This window comes from Rathayibacter sp. AY1G1 (genome assembly GCF_002932095.1).
In the GTDB taxonomy this organism is placed as follows: domain Bacteria; phylum Actinomycetota; class Actinomycetes; order Actinomycetales; family Microbacteriaceae; genus Rathayibacter.
The window spans coordinates 118,600-133,175 of the sequence record NZ_PSUZ01000008.1 but is presented as its reverse complement, the minus strand read 5'-3'; the positions used below and the strand labels follow the sequence as shown (position 1 = coordinate 133,175).

Sequence of the window (14,576 nt, the reverse complement as noted above, 5' to 3'; positions counted from 1 at the left end):
CGAGCGTAGCGCCAGAGCGCCTACCCTGTCCCCGTGCTCACGATCGGTGTCGACCTCGCTGCGGAGCCGGTGCGCACCGCTCTCGCCGACCCCGAGCCGCCGCGTCCGCGCCCTCGCCGTCGGAGCCGCGCTCGCCCTCGCCGCCGCGCTGCTCCCGGCGCAGGCCGCCGCCGCCGCCACTCCCGCCACCCTCTCGGTGCTGAGCCTCGGCGACTCCATCACCCAGGCCTACGGGACCTGCGGCTCCTTCGCGGACTGCCCCCGCAACAACTGGTCCACCGGCACCAGCTCCTCGGTGAACTCCTTCGCCTCGCGCCTGCGGACCGCGCTCCCCGGCACCACCGTCACGACCGCGAACTTCGCCACCACCGGCGACGTCGTCGCGCAGGTCCCCTCGCGGATCGACGCCGCGGTCGCCGCCGGCGTGCGGCCGGACGTCGTCACCCTGCTCATCGGCGGCAACGACCTCTGCTCGCCCGACAACAGCGTCGCCTCCGACGGCTACACGATGACCCCGGCGAGCACGTTCCGCACCGGAGCCTCCGCCGCGATCACGAAGATCCGCACCACGTGGCCCTCCGCCCGCATCGTCCTCTCGTCGATGCCGAACGTGGCCTCCGAGTGGTCGGTCGTCAAGACCGGAGTCGGCGCGCTCGTCTGGGCGGGCGGCGACCTCTGCCGGACCACGCGCGGCGTCAGCTCCACCGGCCGCAGGCTCAGCAGCACCGCCGCGGCCGCCTCCGCCGCTGCCGCGAAGACGCGGACGACGCAGTACAACACCGCGCTGCAGACGGCGTGCAGCGCCGCCGGTCAGCTCTGCGACTGGGACGGAGGAGCGCTCACCGCGACCCCCGTCACCAAGGGCCTGATCGGGACCACCGACTACTTCCACCCGAGCGTCGCGGGTCAGGCGAAGATCGCCTCGATCCAGTGGGCGGCGTCGAACTTCTCGAAGTAGCGGCCTCCGGAGCGGCCGCTCACGCGTCGAGCGGCCGCTCCCCCTCGCGGCGGCGACGCTGCTCCTCCGCGAGCCGCGCGTAGTGCGCCTCCTCGCGCTCGAGGTCGGCGAGCTGCTCCTCGGTGCTCTTCGGAGCGGGCCGCACCACCACCGTCGGCGGCGCCTGCGTCCGGCGGCGGGGCACTCGGCCGCCCGGCACGAAGGATCCGCCGTCGCCGCGCTTCCAGTCGTGCCCGAGCAGGAACCACAGCGAGACGCCGATGAGCGGGAGGAAGAAGATCAGCAGGATCCACACGATCTTGGGCAGGTTCTTGATGACGTTGTCCGGCTGCCGTACGACGTCGACCAGCGCGAGCACGGTCAGGACGATGATCACCAGCGAGAAGACGAACCCCATGCAGTCGAGGGTACGACGCCGAGGGCGCCCCGTCGCCGCTGTGCCGGCCGGCGTCCGGTCCGTGTGCGGTCCAGGAGCGGCTCCGACGGATCCGCCCCGTGCCTCCGCGCTGTTCGGCGCCGATCCCGGGCACACGCCTGCTCCCCACGAACGCGTGCCACCATCGGACGATGACCGAGACGCCGCCCGCCCCCGCCTCGACGCCGGCGAGGAAGCGCCTGACCGCCGCGCGTCTCGCCCTGCTCGCCGGCCTCGCCCTCGCCGTCGCCGGACTCGCGGCCCTCGCGCTCGTACCGCTGCATTACGCGAACATCGACCGTCAGGGCTTCGACGACGTCTGCAGCGTCAGCCTGGGCGGCGTCCCACCCGAGGCAGGCGACCTGGTCCGCGGCTTCTGGTCGTGGTGGCCGCTGGGCGCGGCCTGCGAATGGACGCTGCTCGACGGCACGACGGTGGTCGACCTCCCCGACTGGTCGACGACCGCCGTCGCGATCGTGGGGGCCGTGCTGCTCGTCGTCGGCGCGGCACTCGCGATCGCGTCGCCGCTCCTCCGCCGGCGCGCTCCGGTCCCGTCCGTCTAGCGGTCGAAGAGGTTCCCGAGGTCGCCGAGCCCCGGCAGCTGGAAGTCGGAGCCGAACTCCGACACCTGCTCCCCCAGCCCGGACACGTGCTCACCCGCACCGGAGACGAACTCTCCCGCGCCGCCCGTGATGTCACCGAAGTCGCCCAGATCGCCGAACCCGCCGGCGAGGTTCTCGAAGTCCACGCCGAGGCCGGACGCCTGCGCGAGCAGCGGACCGGCGACGCTGCTGATCACGGCGCCGCCCGCGACCGCCGCGAGCAGTCCGCCCGCCGCGCCGAGCCCGATGCCCGCCGCCGCTCCGACGCCAGCACCCGCGAGGGCGCCGCGGGTCCCCGGCTTCGAGAACATCTTCTTGAGGAACCCCGGGTCGTTCGCCTCGCCGCGCGTCGCCGCGCGCGCCAGGTCGTCCGGGGCTGAGGACCGCGGCTGCTCGTTCGCGGGCAGCTCGTCGCGGAGCCGCGCCTCGACCTGGGCGCGCTGCGCCGGCGACAGCTTCGCGAACGCTTCGCGGTGCACCTGCTCGAGCTGCTCCGGGTCGGCGGTGCGGAGGAGGTAGTCGTAGCGCGCGATCGCCGCGCGGTCCTCCTGCGTGACCACCGGCTGCTGCCCGGGCCGGGCGTCCTGCGGGCGCGCGGAGGGTCGCTCCGGCGAGCCGTACTGCTGAGGCGGCTGGGCCTGCCCGCTCCGCGAGTCGCCCGTCACCTTGTCGGCGGCGGAGCGCACGAGCTCGCGCCAATCGGTCGTCCCGCTCGAGGACGAGCCCGAGCCACTCTTCGAATCGAGCGCCTTCGACGCCATGCCGAGAACGCGCTTGAACATGCTCACAGAGAACCTTCCGTCGAGTACCAGCCTCGATCATGGCGGCGCCGCCTGAGCGAAGGCCCGCGAGACGCCCTCAGAAGGCCGTGAGCGGTCGGGCGAAGGCCGTCCGGAGTCTTTCCCGGAGGGCGTCGTCGCAGACGTACACGTACGTGCCGAGCATCCCGCGGGTCAGCAGCACCGCGTAGATGTTGACGATGTACTGCAGGAGCTCGTCGTCCGTGTAGTCGCGGCCCATCCGTCCCGGGTTGTTCTCCTTGCCCTTCTTATCGTGGTAATCCGAGCGGGAGACCCTCAGCCGGCCCTTCTCGCTGTCCCACCTCAGGTCCGGGCCGATGACCACGCCCGCGTAGTTCAGGTCGTACCCCTGCACGGTGTGGATCGAGCCCATCTCATCGGCGGAGCCGGGCGACGCGATCCAGTCGACCTGCGTGCTGTTCCAGCGGAGCCGCTCTCCCTGGATCTCGATGTCGGCGGCTGACGGATCCTTCCGCGACGTCCAGCGCCACGCGTAGCCGGCGACCAGCCGCGCCAGACCGGTCTCCTCCTCCCGCTGCCGCAGGTCGCGCCGCAGGGCTCCGAAGTCGTCATAGAAGCGGAGGTCGTACTCCCCGAGGTCCGGTCGCCGGGGGAGGTCTGCTGCCGTCGGATCGAGGACGGCGCGCACCCAGCCGACGTAGTCCGTTCCGGCGCGCACTCGCATCTGCGAGGTCAGACGGTGCAGGCGGCCGTCCTCCTGAGCGGATCGAATCAACGCGTCGATCGCGGGCCGCGGAAGGTCTGCCGGTCGGACCGACTGCGCCGCGTCGAGAAGGAGGATCTGGTGATCGCTCTTCGCGCGGATCCAGTCGAGCTGAGTCCGGGCGTGATCGTCGGAGCCGAACAGCGCAGTGGTGATGTCCGTGAACTTCTTGTTGAGGGAGCCCGACGGCTGGTTGGCCCGCTGGTTGAGGCGGTGCGACTCGTCGACGACGAGGAGGTCCCAGCGTCCCGGGTCCTCGCCGACCTGGAAGGGAGTGAGCACCATCTTCTCGTCGAGCCCTGTGGTCTTGGCGAAGACCTTCTTGATCGAGGAGCGCAGAGACTGCTGCGGCACGACGATCCCGATGCGCAGCCCGCGCAGCAGTTCGCGGGTGTCGGCGAAGAAGAAGTCCGAGAAGACGGAGTCGCCCTCGACGAGGTCGTCCAGCCGGTCCTCGCCGGGAGCCTCCTCGGCTCTGTCGATCCTCTCCGCGAACAGCCGGACGTCCGCGAGGAGCTTGAGGAGGTAGACGGCGACGATCGTCTTGCCCGTCCCCGGCTCCCCCTGAACGATCGACGTGGACTGTGTCTGCTTCCCGAGGTCCTCGACGAGCGCGTCGACGATTCCGACGACCGCCGCCGCCTGCTCGGAGGTGAGCGTCTTGAAGGGCGACAGTTTGAAGAGGTCGCTGTTCTCGATCTCGGCGATGCTCCGCGTGAACAGGCCTTCCAGGCGCAGCTGCTCGAAGATCTCGGCGAAACGGTCCTGGTACGCCGCCCGGTCGTAGTAGTCGGAGTCGACGATCCCCTCGTTGCGATTGAGGACAGCGAATCGACCTTCCGCGAAGAGCAGCTTGATCAGGAAGGACTCGAGATCGAGGCAGACCGACTTGTTGAACCTCGGATCGACGATCACGCGCGCCGTCTGGAGGTCGACCTTGTCGACCGAGCCCAGGTGCTGCCGCAGCCGGCTCGCCGCGCTTCTCGTCTCTCCGACGTAGACCCGCGGGAGCCGCCTCGCGCGGCGCTTGCCCTCGTCCAGGACGTAGACGACCGGCCAGTTCGAGCGGCGGTCGTCCGTCATCGCCCAGACCTTGACGGACGGCCCGTCGAAGACGATCCGCTCGATGTCAGAGGGCGTCATACCGGGCGCTGCTTCCCCGAGCCTTGTCCACCGGGTACTTCTCGCGCGTCCGCACGAGCTTCGACCGCACCAGGTCCTCGGGGTCGGCGCCGATCCTGTCCACGAGCAGCAGGCAATAGGTGAGGACGTCCGCCAGCTCGGAACGGACGGCATCCCGGTCGGCGTCGGGGCCCCACTGGAAGCATTCGAGCAGTTCCCCCGCCTCGATGGCGATGCTCTTCGCCAGGTTCTCCTCCGAGTGGAACTGCGCCCACTCCCGCTCGGCGACGAACGCGGCGAGCTCGTCGCGCAACTCACGTGAAGTCATGGAGCGACGCTAGCGCAGGCCCTGCTTCCCGACACGGGCGGCCAGAAGGACCGGCGGCCCGGGGCACCGAAGCTGCCGCACGCAGGACCAGCCACTATCAGGACCGTTCGCCCGGCGTGCGTCGACCGCGGAGTGCGCCAGCGCTTACGGCGGGGCGCTCGACCACGTGAAGAGGCTCTTCGATCAAGTCTTCCTCGCGCGTGTTCTCGTTCATGCGGACGAGACCATCACCGTCGAGTTGAACGAGCCGTTCGCCACGATCGCCTCGACCGCGGTTCAGCTCGCAGCACACGAAGAAGGCACCACTCGAAAGAGTGGTGCTCGGACCCTCACCAGCTTCCTGGAGGCCGAGATCGGCGCCGTTCCGGCGTTTTCTCCGGCAAGGGTTTTAGTAACGACACGGTGGTGCACCTATCTGCAACTGATCAAAAAAGATGGGAGCGCGCGCTGGTGACCGCCAGGACTGGAATGAACAGGGGTGAGGAGCCAGAACCGGCCGCTCCCCCGGTCGGCGTGCAGGCTCTCCGTCAGCGCCAGGTGCGGCTGTGCGAGGAGCAGAAGGCCAAGCTGGCCGCTGAGTATGAAGCCGGTGGGAACATCCGCCAGCTCGCCTCGTTGTGGGGCGTGAGCCGTGAAGCAGTGCGCTCAGCACTCAAGCAGCAGCACATTCCGGTGCGTCAGGTTGTACTGACGGAGAAGCAGCTGCAGGATGTGGCGTCGCTGAAGACGCGGGGCTGGTCGCTGAACCAGCTGGGTGCGCTCTACGGCGTCGACCCGAAGACGATGAAGGCGAGGCTCCAGGCTCGAGCGTGAGAATCTGAGTACAGTAAGCGGCACCACAGGGTTCAGGCAGGGCTCAACAGAACTACGTCTCGTCGATCTGCTGCGCGACCGAAGGAGCTGCACTCGCGTGAGGGCATCTCCGCCGCTTCTAGATTACGCAGTCCGCATCGAAGACCGAGACGCCTGTCGGCGCTGCTTTACCGAGGAACGGTCTACCAGCGCCGCGCTCCCGGCCCTGACTCGGACGCCGAGCCTAAGCTTCGAGAACGTGGTTGAACGCAACCAGCACAAGTCGATCGGGGACGGTATGGCAGCCGAGGTCAAGAACGCGGGCTCGGTGTTTCTCGTGCACGGGCGGACGAGGTACGCGATGAAGGGTGCGTGATGGTAGATGAAGATGCGGTCGTCGAACAATTCCTCGAGCTGGCTCGGGGCACCGGTAGCGAGCTGATCAGCTTCCTGCCAGCGTTCGAGAAGGCCGTCACAGTTCCGGGAACGTCGACTCTCGTGCGGACGCACTTCCTCGCGCACGATGTCAACGGGACGCCAGCTGTGGAGCACCTCGCAAGGGCGATGGCGTCCGCGACCATGGACTTCTGCGTACCGCGTTCAAAGATCGAACGAGCGCTCGCAGACTACGAGGCAACTCGAGCGACCACAGCAATAGTGAGCTTGGAGCAACAGGCACGAGACTTGTTCGTGAAATCGGAGAGCTCGGGAGAAGGCGGCGAGCTCCTCCTGTTCCTGCTCATGGAACGTGTGCTGCAGCGACCGCAGTTGATCTCGAAGATGGCGCTGAAGACGAACACCGAGGTGCACGTACACGGCTCGGACGGCATCCACGCGAGCTTGGCGGATGACGGGGTTCTCGACATCTACTGGGGCGAATCGAAGCTCTACAAGTCGAGCTCGGACGCTTTCCGAGACTGCTTCGAGAGCATCGCCCCGTACCTGCGGCCCGACGGAGACGAGCGCCGGAGGCAGGACCTGCTACTGGTACGCGATCACCTCAACGTCCCTCAGGCCGAGCTGGCGGCTCACCTGCTCGAGTACTTCGACGAGACGAACCCCAAGACGTTGAAAGTGCGTTGGAACGGGGTCTGCCTGGTCGGCTTCGACCACGACAAGTATCCGAACATCGCAGCCCTCGACGAGGCCCAGCAGAAGGCGGTGTCGAAGGCAGTCGGCCGGTGGCACAAGACGGTCGGGACCCGTGTCGAGGAGTTCGAGATCGTCGGCGTGAACGTCGATCTCTTTTGCATCCCGATGCCCGACGTCGCCGATCTGCGTTCTCGGGTCCTAAAGCAGATGGGGGCCAAGTGACCACCAGCACGGCGCTAGAGGAAATCGTGTTCGCCTCGCACAAGTTCAGAGACGTGCTCGAGGCCGCTCGAAAGCTGACGGTCCGTTCGGAGTTCGCGGCGGTGCAATGGAACGAAGAGACCCCTTCGATTGACTGGGGGTTCGCCCTCCTCTACGCCAGCGCGATCACGTCGGCTCAGTCAGAGCGTGCGCAGTCCGCGGTCCTCCGAATCGCCACGGCGTGCATGCTGTCCTCGGACGCGGAGGACGCTCACAAGGCCGCTGCTGCCGCGCTCCTCGAACGCAGTGGCAACCACATGGCCGTGGAACTGGCGGAGTCTCGGGACCGGCTGCCGGCCGACGCCTGGCGACGTCTGCCGGGTGCGCTCCGGATGGAGGTCGTCCGAAGCCGTATTGACTACTCCGTCCGCCTCTCCGACGGCCGTGTGCTGCCAGTCAATCCGTTTCAGGGGAAGTTCTGGGAAGCAGTAGAGGCGAATGACTGGCTGAGCGTGTCGGCTCCGACCTCCGCTGGGAAGTCCCGGATCATCAGAGAGCACTTCTTGGAGGTCGCGCGCCAGGCGGGTCCTCTGGCGCTCGTCTATCTCGTGCCGACGCGCGCCCTGATCGAGGAAGTCTCGCGTGATCTCCGGCGTGAGGTGCCCTCGGACGTTGACGTCTTCACGATGCCGTGGGACCCCGATCTCGCGGAGTCGTCTCGGACGGTCTTGGTCGTCACGCAGGAGAGGCTTCACCTGGTGCTGGAGCTCCTGCCGTCGCTCAACGTGGACCTCCTCTTCGTCGATGAAGCGCAATCGCTCGCCGGCGACGCACGGGGCATTCTTCTCCAGCACGCGATCGAGCGCACCATTCGGCGCAGCCCTGATGCGCAAGTGCTCTTCGCTAGCCCCTTGAGCTCCAACCCGGAACTTCTGGTCGAAGACGCGCCCGCCGACCGGCGTTCCGACTCGTTCGTCTCCGAGACGGTCACCGTCGACCAGAACCTCCTATGGGTCGAGCACATCAACCGGAAGCCTCAGCGCAGAGCCGTATCCCTGGTGTCGGATGGAAACAGCTACAAAGTCGGCGAACTCACGCTCGCGCAACGCGCGACAACCGTGCCCATGCGCATCGCGCTGGTGGCGCATGCGATGGCCGGGAACACCCCCGGGAACGTCATCTACGTCAACGGCCCGAGCGAAGCCGAGAAGGTCGCAAAGGCGGTCTATGAGCAGCTCCCGACCTTGGCGGAGGCTGACACGGAGATCGACGATCTGCGGGATCTGATCAAGACCGCGGTGCACAGCAAGTACTTGCTCGCCGACGTGCTCGCCCGGCGCGTGGCCTTCCATTACGGGAACATGCCGCTGGTGGTGCGAATAGAGATCGAGCGCCTCTTCGGAGAAGGCAAGATCCACTACCTGATCTGCACATCGACGCTGCTCGAGGGCGTCAATCTCCCGTGTCGGACGATCTTCATGCGCAACCCTCAAAAAGGGCCCGGAAATCCGCTCCGCGAAGGCGACTTCTGGAACCTGGCGGGACGCGCGGGGCGCTGGGGCAAGGAATTCGCAGGCAACGTGGTGTGCATCGACACTGACGTTGAAAGCCTGTGGCCCAACCTGCCGCGAGTGCGAAAGCGGTCACAGATCACCCGAGCCGTCAGCACGGGGCTCGACGACGCGTCGGGGCTGCTCGCTTTCGTGCGCTCCGCCGATGAAGTGCACGACGACAGTGCCGCTGAAAGCCTCTTCGCGTACCTGTGCTCGCGGCACCTTGCCGGCCAGTCCATCCAGCCCCTTCTCAATCGTATTCCTCTGGAGTCGGAACGAAGCGAGGTCGAGTCCGCGGTCGTGCGGGCCGCGACCGATCTGACGATCCCCGTCGAGATTGTGACTCGGCACACTGGAATCGCGCCCATCTCGATGGAGCGACTCCTCGAGAGCTTTCGGCGATCCGGGATGACGCCGACGGAGCTCGAATTGCCACTCCCCGAGGAGCCCGATGCTCGTGCCCGATTCCAAGAGGCGCTCGTACGGATCGGTGCGACGATGACGAGCGTCTTCGGCGCGCCCCGCTCCGGGGAGGATCGCCGCAAGTGGCAGCTCGGCAACCTCGTCGTCAACTGGATGAAGGGCATGCCCCTCGCTCGGCTGATCGATCAGAGGCTCTCGTTCAATGCATCCCTCACCTCCGCGAGGGCGATCCGAGACGTCATGCGAGACATCGAATCGATCGCAAGGTTCCATGCGCCGAAGTACCTCGCCTGCTACGCCGATCTGCTCGAGGTGTACTCGGCGGAGCTCGGGTTGGAGACTACCGCTCGACCTGATTACGCGATGATGCTCGAGCTCGGCGTCTCCCGCACGAGCGAGGTCGTGCTCATGTCGCTGGGCCTGTCCCGAACAGCGACCGTTGCCCTGTCCGACTTTATCGGAGTCGGCGAGTGGTCCCGAGTGGAGGCCCTGGAATGGCTCGCTGCTCAGAACCTCGATGGGCTCGGCGTGCCGGTGCTCCTCCAGCGCGAGATCCGCGACTTGATCGAGGTGGCGACTCGGCGCTCCGAGACAGCACCAGAGACTGACTAGTCGTTCGGGTCGAGAGGCATCCAGTCGAGATCGCTCACCTGGCGGCGGCGGGCGGCTTCGGACGCGGTCGCGAGAGCTAGATTTGTGTAGCGCGCGTGAAACACCAGCCACCGGCCAGCCTGGTTCCGGTCGGCGAGCCGTGATCCGACGGCTGCCATCCCGCTCGCCGTTGGGGTTACGGCCACTTCGCCCCAGCCGCCCTCGCTCTCCGCGAATCGATAGGTGAGCTCTCCGCAGGTCGGACTTATGTAAATGACTTGGGCGTCGTGAAGGTTGTCGATCCGATCTCCAGACAGCTCGCTCCGGACCTCGTCGCGCGAAGCGAAGCGCGCCTCGCGGTACGCCTGTCGCCGGTCGTCCACTTCTGTCCGCAGCGCTTCTTTGGCGTCGGACTTCGCCGAGTGCTGGCGAATCGCGGTGAGGTAACTGGAATCTACCTCCTCCCCATCGACGCGGCGGATCCAGATACCGATTACATTGGCCCCTACGAACGCGCCACTCGCATCGCGAGTTCGGCCGATGAAGAACTCCTTGACGCCCGGGCCAGTCTTTTGGGCGTGCTCCGGGTGACGCTCGAGGAGTTCGATGAGCATCCGCTGATGGACAGGGTCCGAGACGGCGTCGCCGACCGAGTAGCCGGAGTCCCGCGAGATCCCACGGAACGCTGCCTCGGCCGCCGAGCGACTAGGACCGCGACAATCACGACCTTCGGATTGTAAACAGCTTCATACAAAAATGGCCGCATAGCTGTTCTTCATTATGCACGAACTGGTGCAGAATGAGAAGAGTTTCAAAGAAACGGCCAACACTTGACGTGTGATCTTTTTGCGAAGAAGGGGCCGATCTGACGCCCTCAGATCGGCCCCTCCGGCACTAATCGATGAACCGTCCGTACGTGAGCACCTCGTCGATGGAACCGTCCGCACTGTAAACGGGAGTCTTGCCGTTCAGCGGCCTGGTGTATTCCGGCTTCACCAGGTCTTCGAACAGGACCTTCTCGAGGATCACGACCAGCCACTCTCCGCCGCAGCAGACCCGCTCCTCCACCCGCTTTCTCCTCTCGTCAATCACCGTTGATGGTGATACGGTGACGATATCAGGCGACCGAACGGAGGACAACAGTTGCCCCTCACGGCAAAGAATCAGGCGCCGAGCGACCAGCCCGCGGCCGCGACGAGCTCTGCTAACACCATCGGCCGCCGACCAGACGTGTCCGCGCAGAGGTCGGCTCACGCGCCCCTACGGCAACACGACATCGCCCCACCGCTCCGCCAACTCGAGCTTGCAGCTATAGAACTAGCTCAAGCGCAACGCAATCTTGATCGTGCGGTTGTGGTCGTCCGGGATGCTGGTGCTTCCTGGCGCCAGATCGGCGAGCTGTTGGGTATTACACCACAGGCCGCGCATCAACGGTGGTCGACGTCAGGAAGACGCAATCACAGAGCCGCGCAAGCAAATTATCGGAAGAAAGGAAGCGTAAGTTGAGTACACTTGGAGAGTATGAGGTTCAGCGCGAGCGGGAGCGCCGTTTTCTTGTCGCCGAACAGTCGATTGTGCGCGGCGCCAGCTGGACCTTAATCGTGCAGGGCTATTTCTTTGCGAAGGACGGTTACGCACTTCGCGTCCGTACGCGACAGGCGCCGACGGACCGAAGCGGTGCGTTCCGCTACATCGATGCCCGAATGACGGCGAAAGGCCCGCGGATCGGCGATGAGCGCGACGAATACGAAGCTGACATGGATCCTGCACTGGCGGCCGAATTTATCAGAAGATGTGACAACGTCATTGTTAAGCGTCGGTACGAACTCGTCCTTGACGCCAACACATGGGAAATCGACGAGTTTCTCGAAGAGAACCTCGGCTTATGGATTGCCGAATTGGAAGGTCAGGACATTCGAGACGTCTCAGTACCCCAGTGGGCACTTAAAGAAATTACAAACATCGACAAGTTCAACAACGATGAACTCGCGTACTTGCCAGTTTCGAAATGGGAAACGGATGACTGGAAAGCAAGTTCACCGTGGGATTGGAAGTAACAAACACGCGAACGCCGACCTTACAACAGGCTAGAAGCTGAAGTAATCCGCACTCTATCGAACTGAACCGAACTCTGGCACGGTGAGCCCCTGTAGCCACTTTGCGCGCAGCAAGCATTCTTCGTCAGAAAGGCCGCAAATGTAGTCGGCAACGGCGCGATAGTACTCGCTCCGCATCTCTCCGTTGCCCCACCCCTCGGCGGTAATGAACGACGCCAAAGGTTCCGGCAACGACTGGATATCAGATATTGTCTTGCATTCTTCCACCCAAGTTGCCAGCTCGGTGAACAAGGAATTTACGACCTTCGACTGAGCCCGTTCGACTACACTCATTCGAGATGTTGCGATAACGTACCTTTTTGTTATCGTTTTTAGCACTTGCATCCGGTGCCAACCGTCGCCGGTTGCGTAAACACTAGGTCCTTCATTCCAGACCTTTGACGTCGACTTCCAAGCTGGCTGACGGGTGACAGTAATAGATGCAAACACTGCCTCTACCATCGATGACGTGAAAGCAGAAACTCTTGAAGTTTGATCAACATCACCATCGTACTGATAGCCCATTTTGCTAATTCTTATCATTCGCAGGACCTCTGATAATGCGGCATTATAGGAACCCACGCTAAAAAGCCCTTGATAATCCTCACTCAAGGTATGAGCAATTTTAATAAACGCGTTGAGATCTAACTCTTCAGATCTTGCCGGCAACCCGCCCTCGAGCTTTTCAATCGCGACTCCGAGGTCCGCGTCGACTCGATAGAAGTCGATACGCCCTTCCCGGTAAAGATCTTCTAGATCATGCGTCGCGTACGATATGTCGTCCGCGAGGTCCATAATTGAGGCTTCAAGCGTCTGTCGATATTGCCCGTTTGCACCTTTTTTCAATAGAGCCGTAGCTCCGTCGAATGCACGGCGATCCTCATCCTCGCTTCCGAAAAACCCAAATTTTGGCGGCCTCGGTATCGACCCCTGACCGTAACCATCTTTAGGAGTTCGTTGATCTTCAGGACATTCTCTCGGATATTTGAGAACTGCAGCAAGAGTTACATATGTGAGATCAAGCCCCACGTTTGTATCTTTGAGCAACAATTTCCGCAACTCAAGCTTAGTAAGTATTCGGAAAGTCTGAGGATTGCCCTCAAACCCGTCGATGACACCTCTCCGCCGCAGAGATTCATTTAATGCAACCTCGCCGCCGTGTCCGAATGGCGGATGTCCGAGGTCGTGCGCAAGTCCGGCCGTCTCGCAAGCGGCCAGATCGAGCCCACCATGTTCGAGAATTGTTGCATAAGCCTCTGACGAGGGATTGGCCAAGGCTGATCGTGCAATACCTTCTGCAATCTCTCGAGAGACTAGGGACACTTTTTGACTATGAGATTCTCGCGTATGCAAACGTGACGAGTTTAGCGTTGGTGAGGTTACTTGAGTTACACCGGAAAGCCGCCGAACGTACGATGAGTACGCAACGCGACCACGGTCTTTTTCAGTTTCCGTTCGAGCATCGTGTTGAAGAGATTTTACCTCTTCCGAAACCCGCGAGTAGCGAGACTTGTAAGATTCCTTCTTATAAAGAGAACCGTCAGGAAGAACTAAAAGCTTTTCCGGCTTGGTCTGCTTGGACATAAACCCCCCCCCACCCAGAAGTTTTCTACTTCTCGCTTGACCGGAAAATATCGCCTTCGATAACAATCTTTCCCGAACGAATTGCTACCATGATTGCGGCATTAACTTGGTCGGGAAGTATTTTGTATTCTGCTGAAATTCGTTTGAGCAACTCGCCTGATGCGATTCCCGAGACGGCTACTCTCTCTACCTGTTCGGCAAGATATGCAATGCGTTCGGTGCGATCGCGACGATCAAGGTGCGACAGAGGAATGCTGAAGTCAAACGCTGGCTGTTCGAGCACTTGTGCCATTATTTCCTCTTTTACTAAGTCGGGTGAAGATCGATGTGGGTTTTCCATATATATATATATGATGGCAGATCAATAACCATCTAGATATGGTGTTTATAACATCAGTATGGGCCGTGGCCGTTCGGGGTCGGCCAGCGATGTCGTTCAGATTAGTAGACTTCTCCGTTCGAAGGTACGTACGAGTCGCGTGTCGGATCGCTTGCTTGCGTCTCGGGTCGAGCTGAGGATTCCCTACCTAATATGGCCCTCGTTAGGGGGGCCTGAAGGGGCCTTCGTCGGCGGCGAGAGGTCGTGCGTGAATGGTAGGGCGCAGTCTTGGACGGCCCGGAGCTTGATCTGGACGACACTTCGAAGATCCTGTGATGTTCAGTCTGGATGCACGATTGGTCGAGCTGGTGCGTCCGATGGCACCCCGTCCGGTGCAACATTCTCCCGGCGCACGAACCTGCCGTGCCACCCGCACGCCGGCGTTCGCTGCTGCTCTACGCCCGCTGGGCCGTAGTCCGAGACTACTTCGCACTGGCCGCCGTCAGCGGGCTCGGACCAGCCCACGACGGAACCCATCTGATCTTCGACCGGCGCTGCTCGTGCACGATCCTGACGGACTCCGCAGGCGGTGCCTCGTGCAGCTGCCAGACGTCGTACAGACGTCGTCGGCGGAGATCAACGAGGCGTCGGATCAGGCCGACGCCGTAGCCACTAACGCGGATCGACGAATCTTCCTCCCATGCACGTCCGTCGAGCGTCGATCGGACGAACGTGGAGGAGAAGTATGCCGCGCTTGTTGAGGTGGTCGCTGAGCAGGTTCGAGCTAATTGCTGCGCCGTAATGGACGTGCGCTATCTGGGTCGAGCCGTGCTCGGCGATCGCGATGGCGAACATATTGATAGCGAGATGATCCGCCTCGCGGTCCTCGACCTTCCGGAAGTAGAAGTCGGTGATCTTGTAAGGCTTTAGACCCTCACCCAGACATCAGGAGTACAGGTCGGTGATGTCTCAGGAC

General features: G+C 63.5%; 16 protein-coding genes. 8 read left to right on the top strand and 8 right to left on the bottom strand.

Features of this window, described 5'->3' with window-relative positions:
* Positions 1 to 46: 46 nt before the first annotated feature.
* Positions 47 to 958 (top strand): GDSL-type esterase/lipase family protein, encoded by a 912-nt coding sequence (locus tag C5C36_RS06515; RefSeq protein ID WP_146085312.1) that lies wholly within the window; start codon positions 47 to 49, stop codon positions 956 to 958.
* A gap of 19 nt (positions 959 to 977) precedes the next feature.
* On the opposite strand, the gene C5C36_RS06510 is transcribed toward C5C36_RS06515, so the two are convergent.
* On the bottom strand, positions 978 to 1,355 hold the full coding sequence (locus tag C5C36_RS06510) for a PLD nuclease N-terminal domain-containing protein (protein ID WP_104263041.1): 378 nt from the start codon (positions 1,353 to 1,355) through the stop codon (positions 978 to 980).
* A 170-nt stretch (positions 1,356 to 1,525) separates the two neighbouring features.
* Between C5C36_RS06510 and C5C36_RS06505 the strand changes: the two genes are divergently transcribed.
* On the top strand, positions 1,526 to 1,936 hold the full coding sequence (locus C5C36_RS06505; protein ID WP_104263042.1) for a hypothetical protein: 411 nt from the start codon (positions 1,526 to 1,528) through the stop codon (positions 1,934 to 1,936).
* On the opposite strand, the gene C5C36_RS06500 is transcribed toward C5C36_RS06505, so the two are convergent.
* From C5C36_RS06500 to C5C36_RS06490, 3 genes are all read right to left on the bottom strand, one after another.
* Entirely contained in the window at positions 1,933 to 2,757 is an 825-nt protein-coding gene (locus C5C36_RS06500) for a hypothetical protein (protein WP_258069029.1), read from the bottom strand. The genes C5C36_RS06505 and C5C36_RS06500 overlap by 4 nt on opposite strands.
* Before the next feature lie 76 nt (positions 2,758 to 2,833).
* Complete coding sequence (locus C5C36_RS06495) at positions 2,834 to 4,642, bottom strand: DUF2075 domain-containing protein (protein WP_104263044.1); 1,809 nt, start codon at positions 4,640 to 4,642, stop codon at positions 2,834 to 2,836.
* Positions 4,629 to 4,949, bottom strand: coding sequence for a nucleotide pyrophosphohydrolase (locus C5C36_RS06490; protein ID WP_104263045.1), 321 nt, complete (start codon positions 4,947 to 4,949; stop codon positions 4,629 to 4,631). The genes C5C36_RS06495 and C5C36_RS06490 overlap by 14 nt, the downstream gene beginning before the upstream one ends.
* A 166-nt stretch (positions 4,950 to 5,115) precedes the next feature.
* Here C5C36_RS06490 and C5C36_RS06485 point away from each other — a divergent pair, with 166 nt between their 5' ends.
* The 4 genes from C5C36_RS06485 (at position 5,116) to C5C36_RS06465 (ending at position 9,622) form a co-directional block, all read left to right on the top strand.
* Positions 5,116 to 5,403: a hypothetical protein gene (locus C5C36_RS06485; protein WP_104263046.1), complete on the top strand. Its 288-nt coding sequence runs from the start codon at positions 5,116 to 5,118 to the stop codon at positions 5,401 to 5,403.
* 14 nt (positions 5,404 to 5,417) lie between these two features.
* Positions 5,418 to 5,762, top strand: coding sequence for a hypothetical protein (locus tag C5C36_RS06480; RefSeq protein ID WP_146084582.1), 345 nt, complete (start codon positions 5,418 to 5,420; stop codon positions 5,760 to 5,762).
* Between the two features lie 354 nt (positions 5,763 to 6,116).
* Entirely contained in the window at positions 6,117 to 7,055 is a 939-nt protein-coding gene (locus C5C36_RS06470) for a DUF1837 domain-containing protein (protein WP_146084583.1), read from the top strand.
* Positions 7,052 to 9,622, top strand: coding sequence for a DEAD/DEAH box helicase (locus C5C36_RS06465; RefSeq protein ID WP_104263050.1), 2,571 nt, complete (start codon positions 7,052 to 7,054; stop codon positions 9,620 to 9,622). The genes C5C36_RS06470 and C5C36_RS06465 overlap by 4 nt, the downstream gene beginning before the upstream one ends.
* On the opposite strand, the gene C5C36_RS06460 is transcribed toward C5C36_RS06465, so the two are convergent.
* The gene (locus C5C36_RS06460) at positions 9,619 to 10,275 is read right to left on the bottom strand and encodes a DCL family protein (protein WP_258072211.1); all 657 of its coding nucleotides are present in this window, start codon (positions 10,273 to 10,275) and stop codon (positions 9,619 to 9,621) included. The genes C5C36_RS06465 and C5C36_RS06460 overlap by 4 nt on opposite strands.
* Before the next feature lie 220 nt (positions 10,276 to 10,495).
* Positions 10,496 to 10,693: a hypothetical protein gene (locus tag C5C36_RS17310; RefSeq protein WP_146084584.1), complete on the bottom strand. Its 198-nt coding sequence runs from the start codon at positions 10,691 to 10,693 to the stop codon at positions 10,496 to 10,498.
* A 341-nt stretch (positions 10,694 to 11,034) separates the two neighbouring features.
* Here C5C36_RS17310 and C5C36_RS17305 point away from each other — a divergent pair, with 341 nt between their 5' ends.
* A complete protein-coding gene (locus tag C5C36_RS17305) occupies positions 11,035 to 11,658 on the top strand; it encodes a hypothetical protein (RefSeq protein ID WP_146084585.1) in 624 nt (207 codons plus the stop codon).
* A gap of 54 nt (positions 11,659 to 11,712) precedes the next feature.
* Here the strand turns inward: C5C36_RS17305 and dgt are convergent, their stop codons facing one another.
* Both dgt and C5C36_RS17300 read right to left on the bottom strand, forming a co-directional pair.
* Positions 11,713 to 13,281 carry a dGTP triphosphohydrolase gene (dgt, locus tag C5C36_RS06455; protein ID WP_104263075.1) on the bottom strand — a complete coding sequence of 523 codons (1,569 nt, stop codon included), beginning with the start codon at positions 13,279 to 13,281 and terminating at the stop codon, positions 11,713 to 11,715.
* A gap of 25 nt (positions 13,282 to 13,306) precedes the next feature.
* Positions 13,307 to 13,573, bottom strand: coding sequence for a hypothetical protein (locus tag C5C36_RS17300; protein ID WP_146084586.1), 267 nt, complete (start codon positions 13,571 to 13,573; stop codon positions 13,307 to 13,309).
* Between the two features lie 759 nt (positions 13,574 to 14,332).
* Here C5C36_RS17300 and C5C36_RS17295 point away from each other — a divergent pair.
* Entirely contained in the window at positions 14,333 to 14,530 is a 198-nt protein-coding gene (locus tag C5C36_RS17295) for a hypothetical protein (RefSeq protein ID WP_146084587.1), read from the top strand.
* The last annotated feature ends 46 nt before the right edge of the window (positions 14,531 to 14,576 follow it).